Genomic DNA, 22,453 nt, shown 5'->3' with positions numbered 1-22,453 from the left:
GAAAACATCCCCCAATTTAGGAGAGGAACCGGCCGGTTGGCAGCGACATTTGCCACTGGTGACTATTCGATTTGGTAATGATCGGCGTGTGCCGGCGTTTATATCAACCCGCAAAACACCGCCAGCCGCTGGGCCAGCGACAGCGTGGCGGCGGGGGCGCCGTCGCGGTAGTAGAGCGCCAGTTCGAAGCTGTCTATCGGCGGCAATCCTTCGGCTTCGCCCAGCACCCGATGCGTGGGCAGACGGCAGCCGGCCGGCAACAGGGTGACGCCCAGCCCGGCGGCGGAAGCGGCGGTCAGCGCCGCCAGGCTGGCGCTGCTGTAGCCGATGCGCCAGCGTTTGCCGAGGTTGTCCAGCGCCTGGCACAGCTCGTCGCGGTACAGGCCGCTGAGCGGAAATACCGCCAGCGGCACCGGCGATTGCTCGATGGCCGGGAAGGCCAGGCTGTCCAACCACAGCAGCGGTTCCGGCCGCGCGGCGCGCGGCGGTTGCCGGCGGCGCTGCTTCACCAGGATCAGATCCAGCTCTTCACGCGCGTAGGCGCTGTGCAGATCGGCGCTCAGGCCGCTGGCGACGTCCAGCCGCAGGTGCGGGTGCTCGCGGCTGAAGTCGGCCAGCAGCTCGGTGGTGGGCACGGCGAAATCTTCCGGCATGCCGATCCGCAGCACGCCGTCGCGCCAGATGCCGGTCAGCGCGTCGTGGGCTTCTTCATTCAGCGCGATGATGCGGCGCGCGTAGCTCAACAGCTTCACGCCTTCTTCGGTCAGCAGCACCTGATGCGATGAGCGCTCAAACAGCGGTTTGCCCAGCATCTCTTCCAGCCGGCGCACCTGCTGGCTGACGGTGGACTGCGACAAAAACACCCGCTCTGCGGCGCGGGTGAAGCTGTTGCTGTCGCATACGGCGACGAAGCTGAGCAGCAGCTGCGGATTGAACATCGGGTAGCGATTCATTTTCCCACTGTTGGCTATTTTATTATTTAATTTCCCAATACTAGCGGCGTTGCCTACAGTAACGCAACGCTGCGGCGATCGCGCTGTGACGCCGCACTCTTCATTTTGCAGTACCAGGAATATACCGTGTTAAATCATTCTGTTAATTCACCTTCTTCGCGCCGCTGGTTCAACCCTCTGCTGCTGGCGCTGGTGTTGATCGGCCTGAACATGCGGCCGCTGTTGACCTCGATCGGCCCGTTGCTGCCGACGCTGCGCCAGGCTACCGGGCTGAGCTTTGGCGGCGCGGCGCTGCTGACCACGCTGCCGGTGCTGATGATGGGCCTGATGGCGTTGGCGGGTGGCGCCATCAACCGGCTGTTCAGCGAACGTAGCGCCGTGGCGTTGAGCCTGTTGGCGATTGGGTTGGGCGCACTTTGGCGCGAGCTGGCCCCCGGCAGCGTGCAGCTGCTGATGAGCGCGGTGCTGGGCGGGCTCGGCATCGGGGTAATCCAGGCGGTGATGCCCGGTATCATCAAGCATCATTTCCTCAACAGCATGGCGCTGGTGGCCGGGCTGTGGTCGGCGGCGCTGATGGGCGGCGGCGGACTGGGCGCGGCGATCACTCCGTGGCTGATGAGCATAGGGCACGACTGGCACAGCGCGCTGGCCTGGTGGGCGTTACCGGCGCTGGTGGCGCTGCTGGCCTGGTGGCCGGTCAGTCGCGGGCTGTCGCGCCTGGGCGCGGCGGGAGAAAACCGTGGGCCAAGCCTGCTGCGCAACCGGCGCGCCTGGCTGCTCGGCGCCTATTTCGGCCTGATCAACGGCGGCTATACCAGCCTGATCGCCTGGCTGCCACCGTATTACATGCAGCTCGGTTGGCAGCCGCAGGCCAGCGGTTCGCTGCTGGCGCTGATGACCTTCGGCCAGGTGGTGGGCGCGCTGCTGTTGCCGGCGCTGGCGCGCAATCATGACCGGCGGCCGCTGCTGCTGCTGGCGCTGATGATGCAACTGATCGGCTTTATCGGCCTGATTTACCTGCCGCAGACGCTGCCGTGGCTGTGGGTGTTGGTTTCTGGGCTGGGGTTGGGCGGCGCGTTCCCGCTGTGCCTGGTGCTGGCGCTCGATCACCTGCACCAGCCGGCGGCGGCCGGGCGGCTGGTGGCCTTTATGCAGGGCGTCGGCTTCCTGCTGGCGGGCGTGACACCCTACCTCTCCGGCCTGCTGCGCGACTACAGCGGTGGCTTCGTGCTGGACTGGCAGATCCACGCGCTGCTGGTCGTGGTGCTGATCGCCATCACCTGGCGCTTCCACCCGCACAGCTACCGGCGGGCGTTCGCCGAATAATATTTCTGTCATTGCCGCTCCCTATAGTGACGTTGCTTTTACTTCTGGGCGATAACAACGAAAAGGGACAATGACATGCACAACACCAAAACCCGGCTGGCGCTGCTGGTCGGCTGCATGGCGCTGAGCGCCAACCTGTGGGCCGAGGCGCAGCCGGTGCAAGCGACGCTGGCCGGGCATGCGCTGCTGCCGGTGAAATCCACCGTTTCCACGCCGAAGGACGCGCCGAGCGATCTGCAGCTGAGCGGTAAGTACACCAGCGGCAAACGCGTCACCGAGCTGGGCAGCGTGGCGGGCAAATCCGCCGATCGCCTGACCGGCCTCGGCCTGCCGATCGAAGGCCAACCGCTGCAGGGCCACTCCGGCATCAAACACATGCCCGACGGCACCTACTGGGTGCTGACCGACAACGGCTTTGGCAGCAAGGCCAACTCGCCGGACGCCATGCTGTATCTCAACCACTACAAGATCGATTTCAAAGACGGTACGGTAGCACCGCTGAAGACGGTTTTCCTGCACGATCCGGATAAAAAGGTGCCGTTCCACATCATCAACGAGAGCACAGAGCAGCGTTATCTGACCGGCAGCGATTTCGATCCGGAAAGCTTCCAGTTTGCCGACGATGCCTTGTGGATCGGCGAAGAATTCGGGCCTTACCTGATCAAGGCCGACCTGAACGGCAAAGTGCTGGCGGTGTTCGACACCCAGGTGGACGGCAAGGTGGTGAAATCGCCGGACAACCCGACGCTGACCCTGCCGGGCGCGCCGGACGGCAAGCAGAACTTCCAAGTGGCGCGCTCCAAAGGCTTTGAAGGCATGGCCGCCTCGCCGGACGGCAGCAAGCTGTACCCGCTGCTGGAAGGGGCGCTGTGGGACGGCGAGCAGTTCGAGAACGTCGGCGGCAAACGCTACCTGCGGGTGCTGGAGTTCGACGTGAAACAGCAGGCCTGGACCGGCCGCAGCTGGCAGTACGTGCTGGAAGACAACCAGAACGCCATCGGCGACTTCAACATGATCGACGCCACCCACGGGCTGGTGATCGAGCGCGACAACGGCGAAGGCACGCCGGATAAAGCCTGCGCCGCAGGCGCGCCGACCGACAACTGCTTCAGCCAGGTGGCCAAGTTCAAGCGAGTGTATAAAATCGCCTTCTCGGACGCCAACGTCGGCAAACCGGTCGAAAAACTGGGCTATATCGACCTGATGAACATTCAGGATCCTAACAAGCTGGCGCGCAAGCCGCTGAACGACGGCGTGCTGACCTTCCCGTTCTTCACCATCGAGAACGTGGACGTGGTGGACGCCAACCACATCATCGTCGGCAACGACAACAACTTCCCGTTCTCCTCCAGCCGCCAGCCCAATATGGCGGATGACAACGAGTTCATCCTGCTGGACGTGAAGGATTTCCTGAAGTAGCGCTCCCCGGCCGCCGAATCGCCGGCGGCCGCCATTTCCCGCTTAGCGCAGCGAACAAACTGCGCTATAATCAGCGCCTTGCTTCTTCTCTTCTCCAAGGAAGATCCTCGTCCCCGGTGGGGCGGCCGGACTTCAAATCCGGTTGGGGCCGCCAGCGGTCCTGGGCAGGTTCGACTCCTGTGATCTTCCGCCAATCAATATCTCCCAATCTCCCCTGTGATTGTCGGCTCCGGTAGGGGTAATTTACTCCTCTCATTTTGTGATAGTGCGGCTTGCGTGGGTAGAAGAAACGTTCATGAAGAAGGACTACGAGGCGGTAAGCCTTGACGTAAAAACCGCTTACGCGGCCTTTTTATTTCTGAGGAACAGGGCAAGCAGATACAGGGCGCCCAGCGGCACGGCCATGACATAACAGAATGCATAATACAGGATCAGCACGCCATTTTTGCCTATGGTATCGGCGAACAGTCCGCGGTGCCAAAATTCTTCACTCGTGAACCGCAGGGCGGCCGTTTCAATGCCTTTTTTAGCACAGGGATACAGTAAAAAGCTCAGGATGGAGAGGATCAACGAAAGTGCGATATTCACCATGTCCTGGAAAGAATAGATGTAATAAAGCGCGGTAAAAAAATAGGCCGCTCCCCACACCTGACTTTTCCAATAATACGCTTTGGTCATTTGTGCCTCCCTGGGCATGAGTTCCTTTCTGTTTCGTGCTTGGCGAAATGGAATACCGATGCCATTGCCCGCGTCGCGCGGTTTACCCAAGACGTCTGAGTATGCGCAGGGCTTCGGCAAAATGCCATGTTACCGGCTTATCTGGCAGACGTATTTGGGTTCTGCCGCGATCGTCCCTCTCCCCAACACCTAACCCCTTCACTCCCTTTGCAAAAAGAACTGCTTGATGGTCTGCCGCAGCCAGCGGTGCGCCGGATCGCGATCGAGGCGAGGGTGCCAGGCCTGCACGATAAATACTGATTCCAGCTCGAGCGGCAGCTCGATCTCCGCCAACGGCAGGTGGATGTTGCTCACCCCCTGCAGCACGTGGCGCGGCAGCGGCAGGATAAAGTCCGATTTCATGGTCAGCATCATTGCTGAATGGAAGCCCGGCAGGGTCAGGGCGACGTTGCGCTGCAGGCCAAGATCGCGCAGCGCGTCGTCGATCGGCCCCTGGGTGCGCCCGCGGCGGGAGACGCTGATATGCGGGTAATGGGTCAGGGTTTCGGGCGTTACCCGGCCAATGATCGGGTGCCCCGGCCGCACCAACGCCTGAAAGGTGCTGGTGAACAGGCTCTGCGTCTTGATTTCCGGGTGCCAGTCGCGTGAGGAACCGATCACCAGATCCACCTTGCCGCTGCGCAGCGCGTCATCCTCGCCGTCGCTTTCGGCGATAAACTTCAGGCCGCTCAGCGGCGCCATGTCCCGCAGCGTCTCCAGCAAGCCGCCTGCCAGCGCGCCGATAAAAATGTCGTTGGCGCGAATGGTGAAGGTTCTGGTCAGCTTGCCGGGCTCGAAGGATTCATTCGGCGCGATCAGCGCGGCGGCCTGCTCGATGATCTCGCCGAGCTGGCGTTTCAACTCCAGCGCACGCGGCGTCGGCACCAGATGCTTACCGGCTCTGACCATGATCGGGTCGTCGAACTGCCGGCGGATGCGCCCCAGAATGCGACTCATCGCCGGCGCGCTCAGATTCATCTTTTCGGCGGCGCCGCTCACGCTCCCTTCTTCCAGCAGCAGATTCAGCGCATAGATCAGGTTGAAATCAATTTTTTGCGGCATGGCCTCTCCGGTAATGGTGCGCTCTATGGATTGCGTTTTGTGCAACTAGTTAATTACATCATTTCATTTTAAACAATCGAAGTAAGCCCGGATACTGCCCACGACAACAAAGATTGAGGCTGAAACAGCAGGAGTGGGGAATGGTTGAGGTGTCTGTTACGCCGCACCACAAAAATCGATGGCTCGCCAGCGCCGGCGAAATCAACGGCCGAACCTGGCTGGGGTTGTTCGGCGTGTTTTTGGCGGTGATGGCCAGCGGCGTGGGGGAAAACGCCAGCAAGTTCGCGCTGGCGGATATACAGGGCGGCATGCTGCTGAGCTTCGATGCCGGCAGCTGGCTGACCACCTGTTATGTCACCGGCTTTGTGATCGGTTCCGGGTTCACGCCCTGTTTTTGGCCGACCTTTTCGCTGCGCCGGGTGGCGTTGACGATGTGCGGCATTTACCTGGCCGGTGGACTGCTGACGCCCTGGTTGGGAGAACAGTATGGCGCGCTGCTGGCGGTGCGCAGCCTGCAGGGCTTCGCCGGCGGCGCGTTGCCACCGATGCTGATGACGGTGGTGCTGCGTTTTATGCCGCCGCTGATCAAGGTGCTGGGGCTGGGCGCCTATGGCTGGGTCTCCGCCTGGAGCGCCACGCTGGGCGCCACTGCCGCCGCCTTTGCCTTTCACTGGGGCTGGAGCGGGTACTTCTATTGGAACCTGCCGCTGATGGCGATCGCCGCCGTGTGTATCGGCTACGGTCTGCCGCAGGATCCGTTGCGGCTGGAGCGCCTGCGGCAGTTCAACTGGCGCGGCCTGCTGCTCGGCGGCATGGCACTCGGCATGCTGACGATGGGCATCTCACAGGGGGAGCGCCTCGACTGGCTGAACTCGCCGCTGATCTACGTTTTATTGTTGGGCGGCATCGGGCTATTGGCATTATTTCTGATTAACGAATGGTATCACCCGCTGCCCTTTTTCAATTTGCAGCTATTAAGCAAAAGGAATTTGTCTTTCTCCTTAATTACGCTGGGTGGCGTGCTGTTAATTATGGTGTCGCTGGTCAATATTACGTCGGGATATTTAGCCGCGATTCAGGGCTATCGGCAGGAACAAACCTCCGACTTAATGCTGTGGGTGGCGTTGCCGCAATTAATTACGCTGCCGATTGTCGCCATTATTTGCAATACGCCGCGGGTGGATTGCCGCTGGGTGCTGGCGATCAGCCTGCTGTTGATGGCCACCGCCTGCGTGCTGGCCGCCCAGCTGACGCCGGAATGGAACGGCGACACGTTTCGCGTTATCGCGCTGTTGCAGGCGGTCGCTCAACCGATGGCGATCATCCCCCTGCTGATGCAGGCGACCGGCGGGCTGTTGCCGACCGACGGGCCGTTTGCGGCGGCCTGGTTCAACGCGGTGAAGGGTTTCGCCGCCACCGCGGCCGGCGGCGCCATCGCGCTGCTCAGTCGGCAGCGCGGGGACTATCACGCCGGCACGATCGCCGACGGTTTTGGCTCGGCCTACAGCCGCGCATCGGGGTCGGCGGAGCAGTTGGCGCAGCTTGCCGCCCGGCAGGGCCACGTGCTGGCCAGCGCCGATCTTTATCTGTTGGTTGCCGGCCTGGCGTTATTACTGACCGCGCTGATTTTATTTATGCCGACCCGTATTTATCCGCCGCGTTCGGTCGCCGCCTGACATTTTATCATCAGAAATAAATATTAAGTGGAGTCACTTTTATGGCTAACAAGAAAGTCGCCGTCGCCGTATTGGCGGTTACCGTCATTACGCTGGGGTTATTAATCAATAAATTCTTTATTAAAGAGACACAGCAGAATACCAACGACGCCTATATTCGCGCCGATATCTCGCGTATTTCTCCGCAGATTGCCGGTGAAATTGCGCAGGTGTTGGTCAGGGACAACCAGTGGGTCAAACAGGGGGAATTGCTGGCGGTGATCGACCCGCGTGAATTCAACGTCGCGCTGGCGCAGGCGACGGCGCAGGAGCAATCCGCCCGCGCCCGGCAGGACGACGCCAGGGCTAACCTCACCCGCCAGAGTGCGCTGATCGCCGCCGCGCAGGCGGAGCGGCAGGCGGCGCAGGCGGAGCTGGCGTTTGCGCGCCAGGAGCAGAACCGCTACCAGAGAATGGCCAGCAGCGGCGCGGGCTCCCAGCAGGCGGCGCAGCAGGCGACAACGCGGGTGCACACGCTTTCCGCCAATGTGGCGCAGGCGGAGGCGACGCTCAAAGCGGCGCGAAACATGGAGCAGGTGCTGCAAGCCAAGCTGGCGGACAGCGATGCCGAGCTGACGCTGGCGCAGGCCAAGAAAGCGATGGCCGAGCTGAACCTGTCTTACACCCGTATCACCGCGCCGATCGGCGGCGTGGTCGGCAAGAAAAGCCTGCGGGTCGGGGAGTTCGTCAAACCGGGCGATGCGCTGCTGGCCATCGTGCCGCAGGACAAGCTGTACATCATCGCCAACTACCAGGAAACCCAGCTGGAAAACATTGCGCACGGGCAGTCGGTGGACATCCATATCGATACCTTTCCCGGCCAAACGCTGAAAGGGCAGGTGGACAGCATTGCGCCGGCTTCCGGCGTCAGCTTCGCGGCCGTGGCGCCGGAGAACGCCACCGGCAACTTCACCAAGATCGTTCAGCGGATCCCGGTGAAGATCGTGTTTGATAGCAACAAGGAGCACGCCGCCTTGCTGAGCGCCCTGCGCGTCGGGATGTCCGCGGACGTCAGCATCAATACGCTGGACGGAGGCCTGCAATGAACAGAGCCGTGATCCCGCTGCTGTTGATTGCGCTGAGCGGCTGCCGGGCGGTAGGGCCGGACTACGCTCGGCCGCAGAACGCGCTGCCCAATAACTGGGGCGAGCAGGCCGGCGGCGGGGCGCTGCCGGTGGCCTGGTGGTCGATATTCAACGACGCGCCGCTGTCGCAACTGGTGCAGCGCGCGGCGGCCGGCAACCTGGATCTGCAGCTCGCCACGGCGCGCATGCAGCAAAGCCGCGCCCTGCTGGGCGTGACCGAGGCGGCGCTGATGCCGGATCTGAGCCTGGACGGCGCTTATCAGCGCCAGCGCGCCACCTCGGTGGGCAGCATGGATCCGTCTGGCAACGGCGGAGAGGCGGATTATAACCTCTGGCGCGGCGGATTCAGCGCCAGCTGGGAGCTGGACATGTGGGGCAAGCTGCGTCGCGCGTCGGAAAGCGCGCGCGCCGGCTTCGCCGCTTCGCAGGAGAATCGGCGCGCGCTGCTGACGTCGGTGACGGCGGAGGTGGCGAGCGATTATCTGCGCCTGCGCGCCACGCAGCAGCAGCTGGCGGTGGCGCAGGAAAACCGCGCCACGGCGCTGCGCACGCTGCAGCTGACGCAAAGCCGTTATCAAAGCGGCGCGGGCAACGAACTGGATATCGATCAGGCGCAGGTGCAGTTGGCGCAGGTGGATGCCCTGCTGCCGACGCTGGTCGATCGGCAGGAACGCTTGATCAACGCCATCAGCCTGCTGTTGGGCGAGCGGCCGGGCGCGCTGAAAGCGATGTTGTCGCCGACGGGGCCGCTGCCGACGCTGGCGCGCGCGGTGCCGATGGGCGTGCCGTCGGATCTGGCGCTGCGCAGGCCGGATATTCGCGAAGCGGCGGCGCGTTTGCATCAGGCGACCGCCGAGATCGGCGTCGCCACCGCTGACTACTATCCGCGCATCACGCTGACCGGCAACGCGGGCTATCAGGCGCTGGCGCTGGCGGATATGGGCAGTTGGTCCACGCATACCTTCGCCATCGGCCCCACCCTGTATCTGCCGCTGTTCGACGGGGGGAAAATCACCCAGCGGGTACGCCTGAGCGAATACCGGCAGCAGGAAATGGCCATCGCCTACCAGCAAACGGTGCTGCGTGCCTGGCACGAGATCGACGACGCGCTTTCCGGCTATCGCGCCCAGCAGCGCCGCCAGACGCACCTGGCCGAGGCGTTGGCCGCCAACCGGCACGCGTTTGCGCTGGCGCGCGACAGCTATCTGAACGGCGCCAGCGATTTTATCCATGTTCTGAGCACGCAGCGTGCGCTGCTGGATCTGCAGTCCGCGCAAATTGTTTCTCAGGAGGAGACGGCGATCGCCGTGGTGAATATCTATCGAGCGCTGGGCGGCGGCTGGGAACACACCTATCCGTCTGCGGCGCCACAGGAGAAGGCTGATGCACAACACGCTGAATAAGATTGTCGACGAGATGCTGGAAAGGGACACCCGCCGCAAACGGGAGGCCAGGGTGAGCGCCGTGCGGCAAGTCACCGCCCGGATCCGCCGTATCACGTTGAGCGGCGACGATGTGGATAAGTTTATCGCCGATCCGCGCGCGCAGGAGCCGGCCAGCTGGGTCAAGGTGTTCTTCCCGTGGCGCGACACGCTGGCCGGACGGGCTTACACCCTGAGCGGCATCGACAAACTCGCCCGCACCTTCGATATCGACATGGTGCTGCACGGCGAAGGCCCGGCGTCGAACTGGGCGCGTGACGCGATGCCGGGCGACAAGCTGGGGTTCGCCGGCCCTTGCTCCGGCGGCTTTCGTCTGTTGCCGCAAACCCGCTGGCTGCTGTTGCTGGGCGATGAGACCGCGCTGCCCGCCATGCGCACCATCCTCGCCTCGCTGTCTGCCCCGTTGCCGGTGCTGTGGTTCGCCGAAGTGGGCGATGCGCAGGAGATTCAGGACGTCGATTACTCCTTTTTGCAGGTGAACAGCTGGCAAATCCGCACCCGACATTTCGACAGCGTGATGAACAGCCCGCTGGTGCAGGCCGTCAGCCATTGCGAGCTGCCGCCCGGCGAAGGGCAGGTGTGGCTGGCCTGCGAACACCAGGTCGCCGCTTATCTGAAGGCGCGCTTTATCAACGAAATGGGCATTTCCCGCGCTGCGCTGTTTGCCAAGGGTTATTGGAAAAAGGGCGAAGCTAACTTCAAGGGTGCGATTTAACTCGGGCGAATGAGGGTTGTTATGATTGAGAGAGTGTTATTGGCGGTGGACTGTTTTGAACACAGCGGCAATGCCCTGGATTTTATGGCGCGTCTGCAAGGCAGCATCGGCGGCGTGATCGTACTGACGGTGGTAGACAATGCCTTCACGCTCAGCCGCAGCGGCCTGCGTTTCGACAGCGACGAGCGCGAGGAATATCCCGCCGCCCAGCGCGAAGAGGCGCTGGCGGAAAAGCAGGTCGGACAGGTGACGCGGGCGCTGAAACAGATGGGCTTCAACGCCCAGGGGCTGCTGGCCGCCGGGGCGCCCATCGAGGTGATCCCGGAACAGATGGCGCTGTTCAACTGCGATTTGCTGATCATCTCGCACCGCCACCTGTCTTCGTTGGGGCGCTGGCTGAACGCCTCCGTCACGCGCGGCCTGCTGGATGAGATTGGCCAACCGGTATTGGTGATCCCGCGCTAAGCTATGGGTAAGGGCAGCCGCATGCGGCTGCGCGCGTTCGGCGACGAAGGCCGAACATACCGGAGGTCAACATGCGAAGCCTGGAAGATCAACTTGCCGCTTATGCCGCCTACCACCGCGATGCGCGCAATATCGCCACGCATTTTATCGGCATCCCGCTGATCGTTGTCAGCCTCCTGGCGCTGCTCTCCCGGCCGGCGTGGGGGGCGGGATGGCTGCCGTTTTCGCCGGCCTGCGCGGTGGTTATCGTCGCGGCCCTCTATTACCTGCGGCTGAGCCTGCGCCTTGGCGTCATGATGCTGGCGTTGCTGCTGCTGTGCCTCGGGATCGGCGCCTGGGTGGCGTCGCTGTCGACGGCGGCGTGGCTGAGCATCGGCATCGGCGGTTTCGTCATCGGCTGGCTGTTTCAGTTTGTCGGGCATTTCTGGGAGGGGCGAAAACCGGCGTTTATGGACGACGTGACGGGCCTTATCATCGGCCCGCTGTTCGTGCTGGCGGAAGCCTGCTTCCTGGCCGGCGGGCTGCGTGAACTGCAGCGGAACATCGAAATGCGCTCGGGCAAAGTGCGTAGCGGGAGGGCATGAGGTGGGCTTGATTCCTACGGTGACGGCGTTTCCGCTGCAGCAGGCTTTTATCCCGCTGCTGGAGGCGCTGACGACAGGGCTACCGCGCCAATTCCCGACGCTCATCCACAGCATTTACCTCTACGGCAGCGTCGCGCGCGGCGAAGCCATTCCCGGCGTGTCCGATCTGGACATCACGCTGTTGCTCATCAAGCCGGCCGATAGCGAGGCGTTGCAGCGCCTTGAGGCGTGGCGGCAGGCTTTTCAGCTGGAGCAGCGGATCGTGAGCAAGGTCGACTTTGACATCGGCAGCGTTGATGAGGCGTTGGCGCCGGAGCATTGTCATTCCTGGGGATTTTGGCTGAAGCATCACTGCCGCTGCCTGTGGGGCGAAGACGTGTCCGCCGCTTTTCCGCTGTTTCGGCCCGATCGGCGCATCGCGCTGGCGGTCAATGCCGATTTACGGCCCGTGTTGGTGCGCTATCGGGAGCAGCTGCTGCAGGCAAGGACGGTATCGGATGAGAGGCGCTTAAAGCGCGAAGCGGCCAGAAAAATGATCCGAGCTACCAACATGCTGCGCGCCGAGGACAGCGCATTCTGGCCGACAACGCTAACCGACTATGCCGAGCAGCTGCTGGCGCGCTATCCGGCACAGCAGGCTGACATGGCGTTCTTGCTGGCTCATGCGGTTGGCGAGGCGAATGACGCTGCCTTTGCCGACCGGATGATGGATTTTCTTGCGTGGATGGAAGGGCAGCTGTAGACCGGCCATCATGCGTGACCACACTGGGTGCGGATGCCGATATCCGCCGCACTTTTAACAAATTTGCAAAAGTCTTTTAGCCTCCCGCCTGCTTATCTTTGTTGTGATCAATGTCATACTTTCGGCATCTTAACTGTTCCCGCGCTTCGGCAGCGGTAAACCGGAGTTGTTGCATGAAAGTGAATTATCCCTTGTTAGCGCTGGCGGTAGGGGCGTTTGGCATCGGCACCACCGAATTCTCTCCCATGGGCTTGCTGCCGACCATCGCCAAAGGGGTGGACGTCTCCATTCCGATGGCCGGCATGTTGATCAGCGCCTACGCCGTCGGCGTGATGGTCGGCGCGCCGCTGATGACGCTGCTGCTGTCGCACCGGGCGCGCAGAAGCGCGCTGATTTTCCTGATGGCGATCTTTACCCTGGGCAACGTGCTGTCGGCTATCGCGCCGGATTACACCACCCTGATGCTGTCGCGCATCATCACCAGCCTGAACCACGGCGCCTTCTTTGGCCTCGGTTCGGTGGTGGCCGCCAGCGTGGTGCCGAAAGAGAAACAGGCCAGCGCCGTGGCGACCATGTTTATGGGCCTGACCATCGCCAATATCGGCGGGGTGCCTGCCGCAACCTGGCTGGGTGAAACCATCGGCTGGCGCATGTCGTTCCTGGCGACGGCCGGGCTGGGCGTGATCGCCATGCTGGGGCTGTGGTTCTCGTTGCCGAAAGGCAGCGCCGGGGCGCGCCCTAACGTCAAGCGCGAGCTGTCGGTGCTGGTGCGCCCGCAGGTGCTGACCGCGCTGCTGACGACCGTGCTGGGGGCGGGCGCGATGTTCACGCTCTATACCTACATCTCGCCGGTATTGCAGCACATCACCGAGGCGACGCCGCTGTTCGTGACGGTGATGCTGGTGTTGATCGGCGTCGGTTTCTCCATCGGCAACTACCTCGGCGGCAAGTTCGCCGACCGTTCCGAGAGCGCGACGCTGAAGGGCTTCCTGCTGCTGTTGGTGGCCATCATGCTGCTGATCCCGCTGCTGGCGCGCAGTGACATCGGCGCGGCGGTGAGCATGGTGATTTGGGGCGCGGCGACCTTTGCCGTGGTGCCGCCGCTGCAGATGCGCGTGATGCGCGTGGCCAGCGAAGCGCCGGGGCTGTCGTCTTCGGTCAACATCGGCGCTTTCAACCTGGGCAACGCGCTGGGCGCCGCCGCCGGTGGCGCGGTGGTCTCCGCCGGTTTGGGCTACAGCTTCGTGCCGGTGATGGGGGCGATTATCGCCGGATTGGCGCTGCTGCTGGTGTTGTTCACCAGCCGCACCGCCGCAAAAGTCGTTTACGCCAACGGCTAAATACGCAGATGCGGCGGGCCTGCTCGCCGCACCTACTCAAAGCCGAGCAGGCTGAACGCATCGTCCTGCGGGGCGTAACCCAGCAGGCGACGGGTCTCTTCCAGCGATAAACGCGTGTAGCGGTTATTGGAAACCCCGTGCACCACCGCATATTGCACCCCTTCGACGCGAATGCAGCGCTCCAGCAGATCGGCGGCGTCGCGATGGCTGAGGAACGCGCTCATGTCGCGAGCGCTGAGCCGATCGCCCGGGCTGAGGGTGGTGAAGTTGGCGATGCGCACCGACAGGGCGGAAAGCCCTTCCTGATGGGCGAAGTAGGCGGCGATGCCTTCGCCGAAGGCTTTGCTGGCGCCGTACAGGTTCTTCGGCTTCGGCGCGTCGTCCGGGCGGATTTGGTAATCGAGCGGATAGCCTTCCATCGCCTGCGCGCTGCTGGCGAACACCACCCGGCGGCAGCCGGCGTCTTTCGCCGCGCGGAAGATATTGAAGGTGCCGAGAATGTTGTTGTCCATCAACGAACCGCAGAAGTCGGCATCGGGGGAGGGATCGGCCGCCAGATGCAACACGGTGTCGATATTGGCGCAGGCCGCGCGGCAGGCATCGAGATCGGCGATGTCGAAGCTGATGACTTCGTCGCCCGGCTGCCGATCGCTCAGCAGGCTGATGTCTCGTTCCGCCAACCGTAGCGGGTAGCGATCGCCCATCGCCAGACGAAACGCCGTGGCTACCCGGCCGCCGGCGCCGGTGATCAGAATCCGTCCTACATCAGTACGCAACACCATGATGACTGCCATCCCTACTCTCGATTACGCGTTGACCAGTAATAATCCCCCGCGTGACTTTTGTCCAGTATTTATATTAGTCATTCTGATGCTTTATGCCGGTAATGGGCACGTTTTGCCGAGCGTTTCGACCAGGAAATTCATCACCGCGCGCACGGCAGCGGTGCGCGCTAAATCGGGATATGTCACCAGCCAAAGCTCGCGCGTTGGCGCGGCATTGGCCGTGGGCAACGGGACCAGATCCGGATCGCCATCGGCGACGAACGTCGGCAAAACGGCGGCACCCAGCCCTGAACGCGCCGCTTGTTGCAGTGAAAACAGATCGCTGGCCTGAAAGACCACCGGACGCCCCTGCAACAGCTGTTGCAGCCATTGCTGATGTGGCTGCTGTTGGTAGTGATGGTCATAGGCGAGAAAGCGGCGCGCCGCGTCGGGCAGTGCGGCGTGCTCGGGTGCGGCATACAGCGCGTAGCGCATCATGCCGATGCGCTGCGTCAGCAGCTCTGGCTGCTGCGGGCGCACCATGCGCACGGCGATGTCGGCTTCGCCGCGATCCAGCTCGGCGAGCGCCGATTCACCCGACAGCGTGACGACGATCTGTGGAAAAGCCTGGTTAAATGCGGCAATGCGCGGCGCGAGAATATGCGCGGCGATCGACGGCGGCGCACTGATGCGCACGCCGGCCTGGGGCGTTGCGCCGGCGCTGCGCGCATGGCGGGCAATAGCCTGGCTTTGCGCCTCGATCTCCGCCGCCAGCCCGGCAATCGCCTGCCCGTCCTGGGTCAACGGCGTGCTGCGCGGCAGCCGTACGATCAAACGCAGGCCGAGCGCCTGTTCCAGCGCCGCTACGCGTCGCCCGACGGTGGCGTGATCGCAACCCAGCTCCCGCGCTGCCGCCGACAACGAACCGGTGCGCGCCAGCGCCACGAAGTGTTTTAAATCCTGCCAGTCAAACATCGGTGAATTCCTGCACATTGATGATGCGGTTTTCGGGAATATTCACACGAATAACGGCGTGATTCAATGTGTGAACGTTTCCTCTTAAATTGAGTTATTCAATTAAGGTTTCTTATGAATCTGCAATTACAGCAACGCACGGCATTGGTCACGGGTGCCAGCGAAGGGATCGGTGCCGGCATGGTCAGGGTATTGGCCGCTCAAGGGGTCAAGGTAGTGGCCACCGCACGACGCGGTGACCGGCTGCAGGCCTTGGCGGATGAGGTGGAACGGCAAGGGGCGGCGCGTCCGCAGGCGATCGTTGCCGATGTGACCGAGCCTGAGGCTCTCGCCCGTTTGGCGGCGCAGGCGCTGCGCCAGGTGGGGACAGTCGATATTCTGATCAACGCGGTCGGCGCGTTTCACCCCACGACGTTGAGCGACAGCGATCGCAGCTGGCATGAAGCCTTTGCTTTGAACTTCACGCCGGCCCGTAGATTGACTCAGGCGCTGTTGCCGGCCATGCAGGCGCAAGGCTGGGGCCGGATTATCAATATCAGCGGCTCGATGGAGCCGCGCAGCCTGAGCGCCGCCAGCGCCGCCAAGGGCGCATTGCATCTGTGGGCCAAAGGATTGGCCGGCGACGTGGCTGCGCAGGGGATTACCGTCAATACGCTGCAACCCGGGCGTATCAACAGTGAACAGATCCGCGAGCGCTTATACGCTTGTGATAAAGCGCGCCAGGCGTTCATTGCGCAACATATCCCGATTGGCTACTTCGGCGAACCGGAAGACATGGCGTATCTGGCGGCGTTTCTTTGCTCCCCGCTCGCGCGATATATCACCGGCGCGGTGATCCCGGTAGATGGCGGCATGCATTATTTCGCGCATTGAGGCCGTTTTGCCTCCGCGATCACAGTTCGGCAATTTGCCGGTGCAAAGCCTTGCGCCGGCAAAATCCGCGGTGTTAACGTCATAACTCAACCGATTTAGGGTTGTTACTGCTACGGCAGGCAAAACCTAAACCTCGCGTTTCTGTTCCCCGATGGGGCAGAGGCCGCGAGGTTTAGGTTTTTTTTTGCGCCGAATTCCGCCTCAGCGCCAGGCCAGTGCGGGGGGAGCGGCAGAACGCGAAGTCTAAGGATAACCGTATGAAATATGACACATTAGCCAGTGAGATTTTGGCCGGCGTCGGTGGCCGCGACAATGTGAAAAGCCTGGTGCACTGCGCCACCCGCCTGCGTTTCAAGCTGCGCGATGACAATCGCGCCAACGCGGCAGCGCTGAAGAAAAATCCTGGGGTCATTATGGTGGTGGAGAGCGGCGGCCAGTTCCAGGTGGTGGTGGGCAACCACGTGGCGGAGGTGTTCGACGCGGTCAACCGGGTTGGCGGATTGGCCGACGGCGCGCCGAGCGACGACGCGGGCGGCAAAAAAGACAACCTGCTCAGCCGCTTTATCGATCTGGTGTCCGGCATTTTCACCCCGCTGCTCGGGGTGATGGCCGCTTCGGGGATCCTGAAAGGCTTCCTGGCGCTGAGCCTGGCCTGCGGCTGGCTGCTGGAGAGCGGCGGCACCTTCAAAATGCTGTTCGCCGCCAGTGACTCGCTGTTCTACTTCTTCCCGATCATGCTCGGCTACACCGCCGGGAAAAAATTCGGCGGCAACCCCTTCGTCACCATGGCGATCGGCGGGGCGTTGACGCATCCGCTGATGATGGCGGCGTTCGAAGCGGCGCAGCAGCCGGGGGCGGTGCGCGAGTATTTCTTCGGCATTCCGCTGACCTTCATCAACTACAGCTCGTCGGTGATCCCGATCATCTTCGCGGCCTGGGTATCCTGCCGCCTGGAGCCGCTGTTTAACCGGGTGATCCACAGCGCGCTGCGCAATTTCATCACGCCGCTGCTGTGCCTGGCGATCACCGTGCCGTTGACCTTCCTGCTGATAGGCCCGGCGGCGACCTGGCTCAGCCACCTGCTGGCCAACGGCTATCAGAGCATTTACGCCTTTAACCCGATCGTTGCCGGCGCCTTTATGGGGGCGATGTGGCAGGTGTGCGTGATCTTCGGCCTGCATTGGGGACTGGTGCCGTTGATGATCAATAACCTGAGCGTGCTGGGGCGCGACACCATGGTGCCGCTGCTGTTGCCGGCGGTGATGGGGCAGGTCGGCGCCACGCTGGGCGTGATGCTGCGCACCCGCGACGCCAAACTGCGGGCGCTGTCCGCTTCTGCCATCGGCGCCGGGATTTTCGGCATCACCGAACCGGCGGTGTACGGCGTCACGCTGCCGAACAAACGCCCGTTCATCTTCGGCTGCATCGGCGGCGCGCTGGGCGGTGCGGTGATCGGCTACTTCCAGACCTCGGTCTACTCGTTCGGCCTGGTGAGCGTCTTCACCTTCGCGCAGATCATCCCCGGCGGCGGCATCGACGCCACGGTATGGGGCGCGATCGGCGGCACACTGCTGTCGTTCGTGTTCGCCGCGCTGGCCAGCTACCTGTTCGGCGTCGCGCCGGCGGAAGAGACGGCGCAGCCTGAAGCCGCCGCGCCGCTTAACCGCAAACAGGCCATCCTCAGCCCGATCGCCGGCGACATCGTGCCGCTGGATCAGGTGAACGACGCGACCTTCGCCAGCGGCCTGCTGGGGAAAGGGGTGGCGATCGCGCCGCAGCAGGGGCGCGTGGTGGCGCCGGTGAGCGGCAGCGTGGCGTCGCTGTTCAAAACCAAACACGCCATCGGCATCGAATCGGACGACGGCGCGGAGATTCTCATCCACGTCGGCATTGATACCGTGAAGCTGGACGGGGCGCATTTCACCGCCCACGTGCGGGAAGGCGAGCGGGTCGCCCCGGGCGATCTGCTGATCGAGTTCGACCAGGCGGCGATCCATGCCGCCGGCTATGACACCACCACGCCGATCATCATCACCAACAGCGATGACTACGTGGACGTGTTGACCAGCGGCCTGTCTCCGGTGCAGGAACAGGCGCCGCTGCTGACTTTATTACGTTAATTGAGGAGCAAGCGATGAACGGCAAGTTTCCGCAACATTTTCTGTGGGGCGGCGCGGTAGCGGCGAACCAGGTAGAAGGCGCGTATCAGGCCGACGGCAAGGGGCTGTCGACCTCCGATCTGCAGCCGCAGGGCATCTTCGGCGCCATCACGCCGCGCACGGCGGGCGACAGCGGCATCAAGGACGTGGCGATCGATTTCTATCATCGTTATCCGGAGGATATCGCGCTGTTCGCCGAAATGGGCTTCAAGTGCCTGCGCACCTCGATCGCCTGGACGCGTATTTTCCCGCAGGGCGACGAAGAGACGCCGAACGAAGCCGGGCTGGCGTTCTACGATCGGCTGTTCGACGAGATGGCGAAGTACGGCATTCAGCCGCTGATCACGCTGTCGCACTATGAGATGCCTTACGGCCTGGTGAAGCACTACGGCGGCTGGGGCGATCGGCGCACCATCGATTTCTTCGAACGCTATGCGCGCACCGTGTTCGAACGCTACAAGCACAAGGTCAAACACTGGCTGACCTTCAACGAGATCAACATGTCGCTGCACGCGCCCTTCACCGGCGTCGGCCTGCCGCAGGAGAGCGACAAGAGCGCCATCTATCAGGCGATCCATCATCAGCTGGTGGCCAGCGCCAAAGCGGTGAAAGCCTGCCACGAGATCGTGCCGGAGGGCAAAATCGGCAACATGCTGCTGGGCGGCATTCTGTATCCGCTGAGCTGCAAGCCGGAAGATCTGCTGGAAACCCAGCGGCAAAACCGCGACTGGCTGTTCTTCGGCGACGTGCAGGCGCGCGGCTATTACCCGGCCTATATGCAGCGCTTCTTCCGTGAAAACGGCATTCAGGTGGCAATCACCGAGGAAGATCGGCAAACGCTGCGCGAAACTATCGACTTCATCTCGTTCAGCTACTACATGAGCGGCTGCGTCACCGCCGATCCGGAGCAGTACGAGACGGCGCGCGGCAACATTCTCGATATGGTGCCGAACCCGCATCTGGCCAGCTCGGAGTGGGGGTGGCAAATCGACCCGATCGGGCTGCGCTACCTGCTCAACGTGCTGTACGACCGCTATCAGAAGCCGCTGTTCATCGTCGAGAACGGGCTGGGCGCCAAAGACCGCGTCGAAGCCGATGGCAGCATCCACGACGACTACCGCATCAACTACCTCAATGACCATCTGGTGCAGGTGGCGGAAGCGATCGACGACGGCGTCGAGGTGATGGGCTACACCAGCTGGGGGCCGATCGATCTGGTCAGCGCCTCGAAGGCCGAAATGTCGAAGCGCTACGGCTTCATTCACGTCGACAGGGACGATGCCGGCAACGGCAGCCTCGCGCGCAGCCGCAAGAAGAGTTTCTTCTGGTATCGCGATGTGATCCACAGCAACGGCGCCAGCCTGAAAGACCGACGCTAACCTCTAAGCCCGGCGGCAAGCGCCGGGCGTTAACCTAACGTTATTCGCTGCTGTTCATGATGGGAAATTCTCTCCCAGGGAATGCTGTTGCCCGCAGTCAGCCGTTATGCGGAGAAATATAATAATGATGAAAAGCTTATTACCTCGTTCCATAACCCTGGCGGCGCTGGCGCTGCTCTGTAGCCAGGCGCAGGCGGAAACGCTGCAAACCGGCAAGGACGTCGAAGCCCCCACCGCCAAGTGGGAAGGGGTGGCGCTCGGCTTTGAACCGCCGCAGCCCGGGCTGTTGGGGGATATGCTGGGGATCAGGCCGATCCTGGAGGATCACGGTTTCCACTATAACCTCGGCTACCTCAGCCAGCTGTCGTATAACGCTGGCGGCGGTTACAACCACGATAAACAGGCGTCGTACATCGACCAATTCTCGCTGACCTTCAGCCAGGATTTGCAGGCGCTGACCGGCATTCCGGACGCGGCGATCGAAGGCAATATCGTCAACCGCAACCATGACAACAACCTGACCCGCGATCGCTTGCAGGATCCGCGCGTCGGCCTGACCGATCTGTCGCAGGAGAGCTTTGGCGGGCAGTCGATTACCCGCCTGGGCTGGCTGACCTTCAGCCGGTCCTTCCTCGATCGCCGGCTGCAGTGGCGCATCGGCATGATGAACAAGGTGCAGGATTTCGATCAGATCATCCCCTGCGATTTTCAGACGCTGACGCTGTGCGGCGGCAAGTCTGCCAACTCGTTGACCTGGTACAACTGGAACGTGCATTACTGGGGCACCACGCTGCAATACAAGCTGACCGACGGCCTGACGCTCAAGGGCGGCGTGATGGAGCAGAACCCGAGCGCCCCCAGCCGCAGCCACGCCTGGAGCTGGTCCACCAAGGGCAGCAAAGGCTTCCTGTTGCCGATGGAGCTGGAGCTGAAAACCCACGCCGTCAACCAGCTGCCGGGGGTGTATAACCTAGGCGTGCTGTTCACCAACGCGCGCCAGAGCGATCTTTATGAAGGGGTGTCCGGTGGGCCGGGCGCCAGCGATCCGCAGGGCTATCGCAGCCACGATCGCACCTGGTTCCTGTATACCGGTTTTAACCAGCAGGTGACGCGCCATGCGGACGATATAAACCGCGGTCTGAGCGTGTTTTACAGCCTGGGGCTGGGGGATCAGCGCAGCAACTACCTGCACTGGTCTACCTCGACCGGCATTCGCTATCGCGGGCTGTTCGATGCGCGGCCGGACGACTGGCTGGGGCTGGGCGTCTCGGTGGTGAAGCTGAGCGACCGCTATAAAGATAATCAGCGTTATCTCAACCAAATCAATGGCGTCAGCGATTATCACGATCCGAGCTACCGGCCGGTGCCGGGGCACTCGGTGACGGCGGAGCTCTATTATCGCGTGAACGTCACGCCGTGGTTGCAGCTGCAGCCGGGCCTGCAGTACTGGCATCACCCGGCGGGCGTCAGCGAGACGCAGGACGCCTGGGTGACGGCGTTGAAAACGGTGGTGACCTTCTGATCAGGCCGCGTCGCTCTCGCGGTAGCGCCGGCGGGCGTGTTCGAACCAGCTGGCGGGCACGTTGTGCGGCGGCTGCTGCAAGCGGAGCAGCCCTTGCTCAACGATATGGCTGGCCTGGCGCCACAGCGTCGGGTCGCCTTCGGTCAGCACCTCCAGCAGACGCTGTTTCTCGATCAGGTAGGTCTGAGCGAAGTGGCTGTCATAGTCCAGCAGCGAGCGGGTGTTGTCGATCAGATCCGCCAGCTTGATGGTTTTGGCCTGCGGCGATGCGCCGGCGCTGTGGCGCCGATCGCGGTTTTTGCGCTCGAAGCGGTTGCCGTCCTCGGCGCGGCTGACGTTGGTGAGCATCCGCACCAGCTCCGCCACTTTCGGCCCGAAGTGGCTTTCGATATCGCCGAGGGTGGTGGGCGTGTCTTCCACCGTGTCATGCAGCCAGGCGGCCGCCAGCATCTCTTCGGTGTGCGGCACGCTGCGCACCAGTTCCATCACCGCCTGTGGGTGGACGATGTACGGATCGTCGGTGTATTTGCGGCGCTGATCAATGGCCGCATGCGCCTTGGTGGCGTAGCGGCGCGCGCGTTCTACAAGCGTGTTCGTCATTTCCTTTCCCTCCGAGCATCCTCTGCATAAAAAAAAGGTAGCATACCTCACAAGAAATAGCTTGCGATTACATCGTGCGCTATCTATATTCAGACACATGAAAAGCACCGATACCGAACAACCCCTCGCGAAGAATCTGCTGCAGCTCGATCAGCAGCTCTGTTTCGCGCTGTACTCCGCCAACCTGGCGCTGCACAAAGTCTACCGCAAGCTGTTGAATCAGCTCGAACTCACCTACCCGCAATACCTGGTGATGATGGTGCTGTGGGAGCGCGATCGGGTGACGGTATCGGATATCGGCGAGCGGCTGTTCCTCGATTCCGCCACGCTGACGCCGCTGCTGAAGCGGTTGGAAACCGCCGGTTTGCTGGTGCGTTATCGCGCCACCGCCGACGAGCGGCAGGTGATCATTGCACTCACCGAAGCCGGCCGCGCGCTGCGCGAGCGGGCGCAATCGGTGCCCGAGGCGGTGATGTGCGCCACCGACTGCAGCCTGGACGAGATCGTCTCGCTCAAACAGCAGCTGGAAAAGCTGCGCGGCAGCCTGATCGATCAGATTTGACCCGCCGCCGCCGGACGCAAGAACGGCAGGGGTGGTCTACACTGGTTAATAAGC

General features: G+C 62.6%; 21 protein-coding genes and 1 tRNA gene. 16 read left to right on the top strand and 6 right to left on the bottom strand.

The genetic code is table 11. The features are described 5' to 3' along the window. Window positions 1-98: 98 nt before the first annotated feature. The gene (locus ACJ8IM_RS16475; RefSeq protein ID WP_033653975.1) at window positions 99-953 is read right to left on the bottom strand and encodes a LysR family transcriptional regulator; all 855 of its coding nucleotides are present in this window, start codon (window positions 951-953) and stop codon (window positions 99-101) included. Between the two features lie 126 nt (window positions 954-1,079). On the opposite strand from ACJ8IM_RS16475, the gene ACJ8IM_RS16470 reads away from it, so the two are divergent. The 3 genes from ACJ8IM_RS16470 (at window position 1,080) to ACJ8IM_RS16460 (ending at window position 3,891) form a co-directional block, all read left to right on the top strand. After that, complete coding sequence (locus tag ACJ8IM_RS16470) at window positions 1,080-2,279, top strand: cyanate transporter (RefSeq protein WP_072008410.1); 1,200 nt, start codon at window positions 1,080-1,082, stop codon at window positions 2,277-2,279. 75 nt (window positions 2,280-2,354) lie between these two features. Beyond that, on the top strand, window positions 2,355-3,698 hold the full coding sequence (locus ACJ8IM_RS16465; RefSeq protein ID WP_033653976.1) for an esterase-like activity of phytase family protein: 1,344 nt from the start codon (window positions 2,355-2,357) through the stop codon (window positions 3,696-3,698). A 98-nt stretch (window positions 3,699-3,796) separates the two neighbouring features. Next, a tRNA-Sec gene (locus ACJ8IM_RS16460) sits at window positions 3,797-3,891 on the top strand. 146 nt (window positions 3,892-4,037) lie between these two features. Here ACJ8IM_RS16460 and ACJ8IM_RS16455 read toward each other — a convergent pair. After that, on the bottom strand, window positions 4,038-4,376 hold the full coding sequence (locus tag ACJ8IM_RS16455) for a colicin E1 family microcin immunity protein (protein WP_050438982.1): 339 nt from the start codon (window positions 4,374-4,376) through the stop codon (window positions 4,038-4,040). 198 nt (window positions 4,377-4,574) lie between these two features. Continuing rightward, window positions 4,575-5,477: a LysR family transcriptional regulator gene (locus ACJ8IM_RS16450; RefSeq protein WP_033653977.1), complete on the bottom strand. Its 903-nt coding sequence runs from the start codon at window positions 5,475-5,477 to the stop codon at window positions 4,575-4,577. A 140-nt stretch (window positions 5,478-5,617) separates the two neighbouring features. Between ACJ8IM_RS16450 and ACJ8IM_RS16445 the strand changes: the two genes are divergently transcribed. The 8 genes from ACJ8IM_RS16445 to ACJ8IM_RS16410 all read left to right on the top strand — a co-directional run bounded on the left by ACJ8IM_RS16445 (window position 5,618) and on the right by ACJ8IM_RS16410 (window position 13,565). After that, window positions 5,618-7,153, top strand: a complete 1,536-nt coding sequence (locus ACJ8IM_RS16445; protein ID WP_033653979.1) for an MFS transporter — start codon at window positions 5,618-5,620, stop codon at window positions 7,151-7,153. 41 nt (window positions 7,154-7,194) lie between these two features. Continuing rightward, the gene (locus tag ACJ8IM_RS16440) at window positions 7,195-8,238 is read left to right on the top strand and encodes an HlyD family secretion protein (protein WP_033653981.1); all 1,044 of its coding nucleotides are present in this window, start codon (window positions 7,195-7,197) and stop codon (window positions 8,236-8,238) included. Next, entirely contained in the window at window positions 8,235-9,680 is a 1,446-nt protein-coding gene (locus tag ACJ8IM_RS16435) for an efflux transporter outer membrane subunit (RefSeq protein ID WP_033653984.1), read from the top strand. The genes ACJ8IM_RS16440 and ACJ8IM_RS16435 overlap by 4 nt, the downstream gene beginning before the upstream one ends. Then, on the top strand, window positions 9,661-10,434 hold the full coding sequence (locus ACJ8IM_RS16430; protein WP_033653985.1) for a siderophore-interacting protein: 774 nt from the start codon (window positions 9,661-9,663) through the stop codon (window positions 10,432-10,434). Before ACJ8IM_RS16435 ends, ACJ8IM_RS16430 begins: the two co-directional genes overlap by 20 nt. 21 nt (window positions 10,435-10,455) lie before the next feature. Then, window positions 10,456-10,899 carry a universal stress protein gene (locus ACJ8IM_RS16425; protein ID WP_033636596.1) on the top strand — a complete coding sequence of 148 codons (444 nt, stop codon included), beginning with the start codon at window positions 10,456-10,458 and terminating at the stop codon, window positions 10,897-10,899. A 71-nt stretch (window positions 10,900-10,970) separates the two neighbouring features. Further along, window positions 10,971-11,483 carry an Mpo1 family 2-hydroxy fatty acid dioxygenase gene (locus tag ACJ8IM_RS16420; RefSeq protein ID WP_033653986.1) on the top strand — a complete coding sequence of 171 codons (513 nt, stop codon included), beginning with the start codon at window positions 10,971-10,973 and terminating at the stop codon, window positions 11,481-11,483. A gap of 1 nt (window position 11,484) precedes the next feature. Beyond that, complete coding sequence (locus tag ACJ8IM_RS16415) at window positions 11,485-12,225, top strand: nucleotidyltransferase domain-containing protein (protein ID WP_101455712.1); 741 nt, start codon at window positions 11,485-11,487, stop codon at window positions 12,223-12,225. Window positions 12,226-12,398: 173 nt separating this feature from the next. Next, the gene (locus ACJ8IM_RS16410) at window positions 12,399-13,565 is read left to right on the top strand and encodes an MFS transporter (RefSeq protein WP_033653987.1); all 1,167 of its coding nucleotides are present in this window, start codon (window positions 12,399-12,401) and stop codon (window positions 13,563-13,565) included. Window positions 13,566-13,597: 32 nt separating this feature from the next. On the opposite strand, the gene ACJ8IM_RS16405 is transcribed toward ACJ8IM_RS16410, so the two are convergent. Both ACJ8IM_RS16405 and ACJ8IM_RS16400 read right to left on the bottom strand, forming a co-directional pair. Next, window positions 13,598-14,347, bottom strand: coding sequence for an NAD-dependent epimerase/dehydratase family protein (locus ACJ8IM_RS16405; protein WP_033653988.1), 750 nt, complete (start codon window positions 14,345-14,347; stop codon window positions 13,598-13,600). Between the two features lie 93 nt (window positions 14,348-14,440). Continuing rightward, entirely contained in the window at window positions 14,441-15,304 is an 864-nt protein-coding gene (locus tag ACJ8IM_RS16400; protein WP_033636600.1) for a LysR family transcriptional regulator, read from the bottom strand. A 114-nt stretch (window positions 15,305-15,418) separates the two neighbouring features. On the opposite strand from ACJ8IM_RS16400, the gene ACJ8IM_RS16395 reads away from it, so the two are divergent. From ACJ8IM_RS16395 to ACJ8IM_RS16380, 4 genes are all read left to right on the top strand, one after another. Beyond that, entirely contained in the window at window positions 15,419-16,177 is a 759-nt protein-coding gene (locus ACJ8IM_RS16395) for an SDR family NAD(P)-dependent oxidoreductase (RefSeq protein WP_033653989.1), read from the top strand. A gap of 257 nt (window positions 16,178-16,434) precedes the next feature. Continuing rightward, window positions 16,435-18,297, top strand: a complete 1,863-nt coding sequence (gene bglF / locus ACJ8IM_RS16390; protein WP_033653990.1) for a PTS beta-glucoside transporter subunit IIABC — start codon at window positions 16,435-16,437, stop codon at window positions 18,295-18,297. Between the two features lie 14 nt (window positions 18,298-18,311). Continuing rightward, complete coding sequence (locus ACJ8IM_RS16385; protein ID WP_033650003.1) at window positions 18,312-19,715, top strand: glycoside hydrolase family 1 protein; 1,404 nt, start codon at window positions 18,312-18,314, stop codon at window positions 19,713-19,715. 127 nt (window positions 19,716-19,842) lie between these two features. After that, complete coding sequence (locus ACJ8IM_RS16380; RefSeq protein WP_033650011.1) at window positions 19,843-21,237, top strand: carbohydrate porin; 1,395 nt, start codon at window positions 19,843-19,845, stop codon at window positions 21,235-21,237. Here ACJ8IM_RS16380 and ACJ8IM_RS16375 read toward each other — a convergent pair whose 3' ends face one another. After that, window positions 21,238-21,837 (bottom strand): HD domain-containing protein, encoded by a 600-nt coding sequence (locus tag ACJ8IM_RS16375; RefSeq protein ID WP_033636604.1) that lies wholly within the window; start codon window positions 21,835-21,837, stop codon window positions 21,238-21,240. It lies immediately after the preceding gene. Between the two features lie 97 nt (window positions 21,838-21,934). On the opposite strand from ACJ8IM_RS16375, the gene ACJ8IM_RS16370 reads away from it, so the two are divergent. Further along, a complete protein-coding gene (locus tag ACJ8IM_RS16370) occupies window positions 21,935-22,399 on the top strand; it encodes a MarR family winged helix-turn-helix transcriptional regulator (protein ID WP_033653991.1) in 465 nt (154 codons plus the stop codon). Window positions 22,400-22,453: the final 54 nt, after the last annotated feature.

Origin of the sequence: Serratia sp. CY33525 (assembly GCF_052169115.1) — a bacterium.
In the GTDB taxonomy this organism is placed as follows: Bacteria; Pseudomonadota; Gammaproteobacteria; order Enterobacterales; family Enterobacteriaceae; genus Serratia; species Serratia sarumanii.
Note: the sequence above shows the minus strand (reverse complement) of the source record. Positions and strands in the feature narration are given on the sequence as shown.

Bases quoted from the DNA above. Each gene is read 5' to 3' on its own strand.
- ACJ8IM_RS16380 (WP_033650011.1), top strand. From the start codon at position 19,843: ATGAAAAGCTTATTACCTCGTTCCATAACCCTGGCGGCGCTGGCGCTG.
- ACJ8IM_RS16395 (WP_033653989.1), top strand. From the start codon at position 15,419: ATGAATCTGCAATTACAGCAACGCACGGCATTGGTCACGGGTGCCAGC.
- ACJ8IM_RS16475 (WP_033653975.1), bottom strand. From the start codon at position 953: ATGAATCGCTACCCGATGTTCAATCCGCAGCTGCTGCTCAGCTTCGTC.
- ACJ8IM_RS16435 (WP_033653984.1), top strand. From the start codon at position 8,235: ATGAACAGAGCCGTGATCCCGCTGCTGTTGATTGCGCTGAGCGGCTGC.
- ACJ8IM_RS16370 (WP_033653991.1), top strand. From the start codon at position 21,935: ATGAAAAGCACCGATACCGAACAACCCCTCGCGAAGAATCTGCTGCAG.
- ACJ8IM_RS16385 (WP_033650003.1), top strand. From the start codon at position 18,312: ATGAACGGCAAGTTTCCGCAACATTTTCTGTGGGGCGGCGCGGTAGCG.
- ACJ8IM_RS16405 (WP_033653988.1), bottom strand. From the start codon at position 14,347: ATGGTGTTGCGTACTGATGTAGGACGGATTCTGATCACCGGCGCCGGC.
- ACJ8IM_RS16400 (WP_033636600.1), bottom strand. From the start codon at position 15,304: ATGTTTGACTGGCAGGATTTAAAACACTTCGTGGCGCTGGCGCGCACC.
- bglF (WP_033653990.1), top strand. From the start codon at position 16,435: ATGAAATATGACACATTAGCCAGTGAGATTTTGGCCGGCGTCGGTGGC.
- ACJ8IM_RS16450 (WP_033653977.1), bottom strand. From the start codon at position 5,477: ATGCCGCAAAAAATTGATTTCAACCTGATCTATGCGCTGAATCTGCTG.
- ACJ8IM_RS16430 (WP_033653985.1), top strand. From the start codon at position 9,661: ATGCACAACACGCTGAATAAGATTGTCGACGAGATGCTGGAAAGGGAC.
- ACJ8IM_RS16420 (WP_033653986.1), top strand. From the start codon at position 10,971: ATGCGAAGCCTGGAAGATCAACTTGCCGCTTATGCCGCCTACCACCGC.
- ACJ8IM_RS16455 (WP_050438982.1), bottom strand. From the start codon at position 4,376: ATGACCAAAGCGTATTATTGGAAAAGTCAGGTGTGGGGAGCGGCCTAT.
- ACJ8IM_RS16410 (WP_033653987.1), top strand. From the start codon at position 12,399: ATGAAAGTGAATTATCCCTTGTTAGCGCTGGCGGTAGGGGCGTTTGGC.
- ACJ8IM_RS16425 (WP_033636596.1), top strand. From the start codon at position 10,456: ATGATTGAGAGAGTGTTATTGGCGGTGGACTGTTTTGAACACAGCGGC.
- ACJ8IM_RS16465 (WP_033653976.1), top strand. From the start codon at position 2,355: ATGCACAACACCAAAACCCGGCTGGCGCTGCTGGTCGGCTGCATGGCG.
- ACJ8IM_RS16445 (WP_033653979.1), top strand. From the start codon at position 5,618: ATGGTTGAGGTGTCTGTTACGCCGCACCACAAAAATCGATGGCTCGCC.
- ACJ8IM_RS16375 (WP_033636604.1), bottom strand. From the start codon at position 21,837: ATGACGAACACGCTTGTAGAACGCGCGCGCCGCTACGCCACCAAGGCG.
- ACJ8IM_RS16440 (WP_033653981.1), top strand. From the start codon at position 7,195: ATGGCTAACAAGAAAGTCGCCGTCGCCGTATTGGCGGTTACCGTCATT.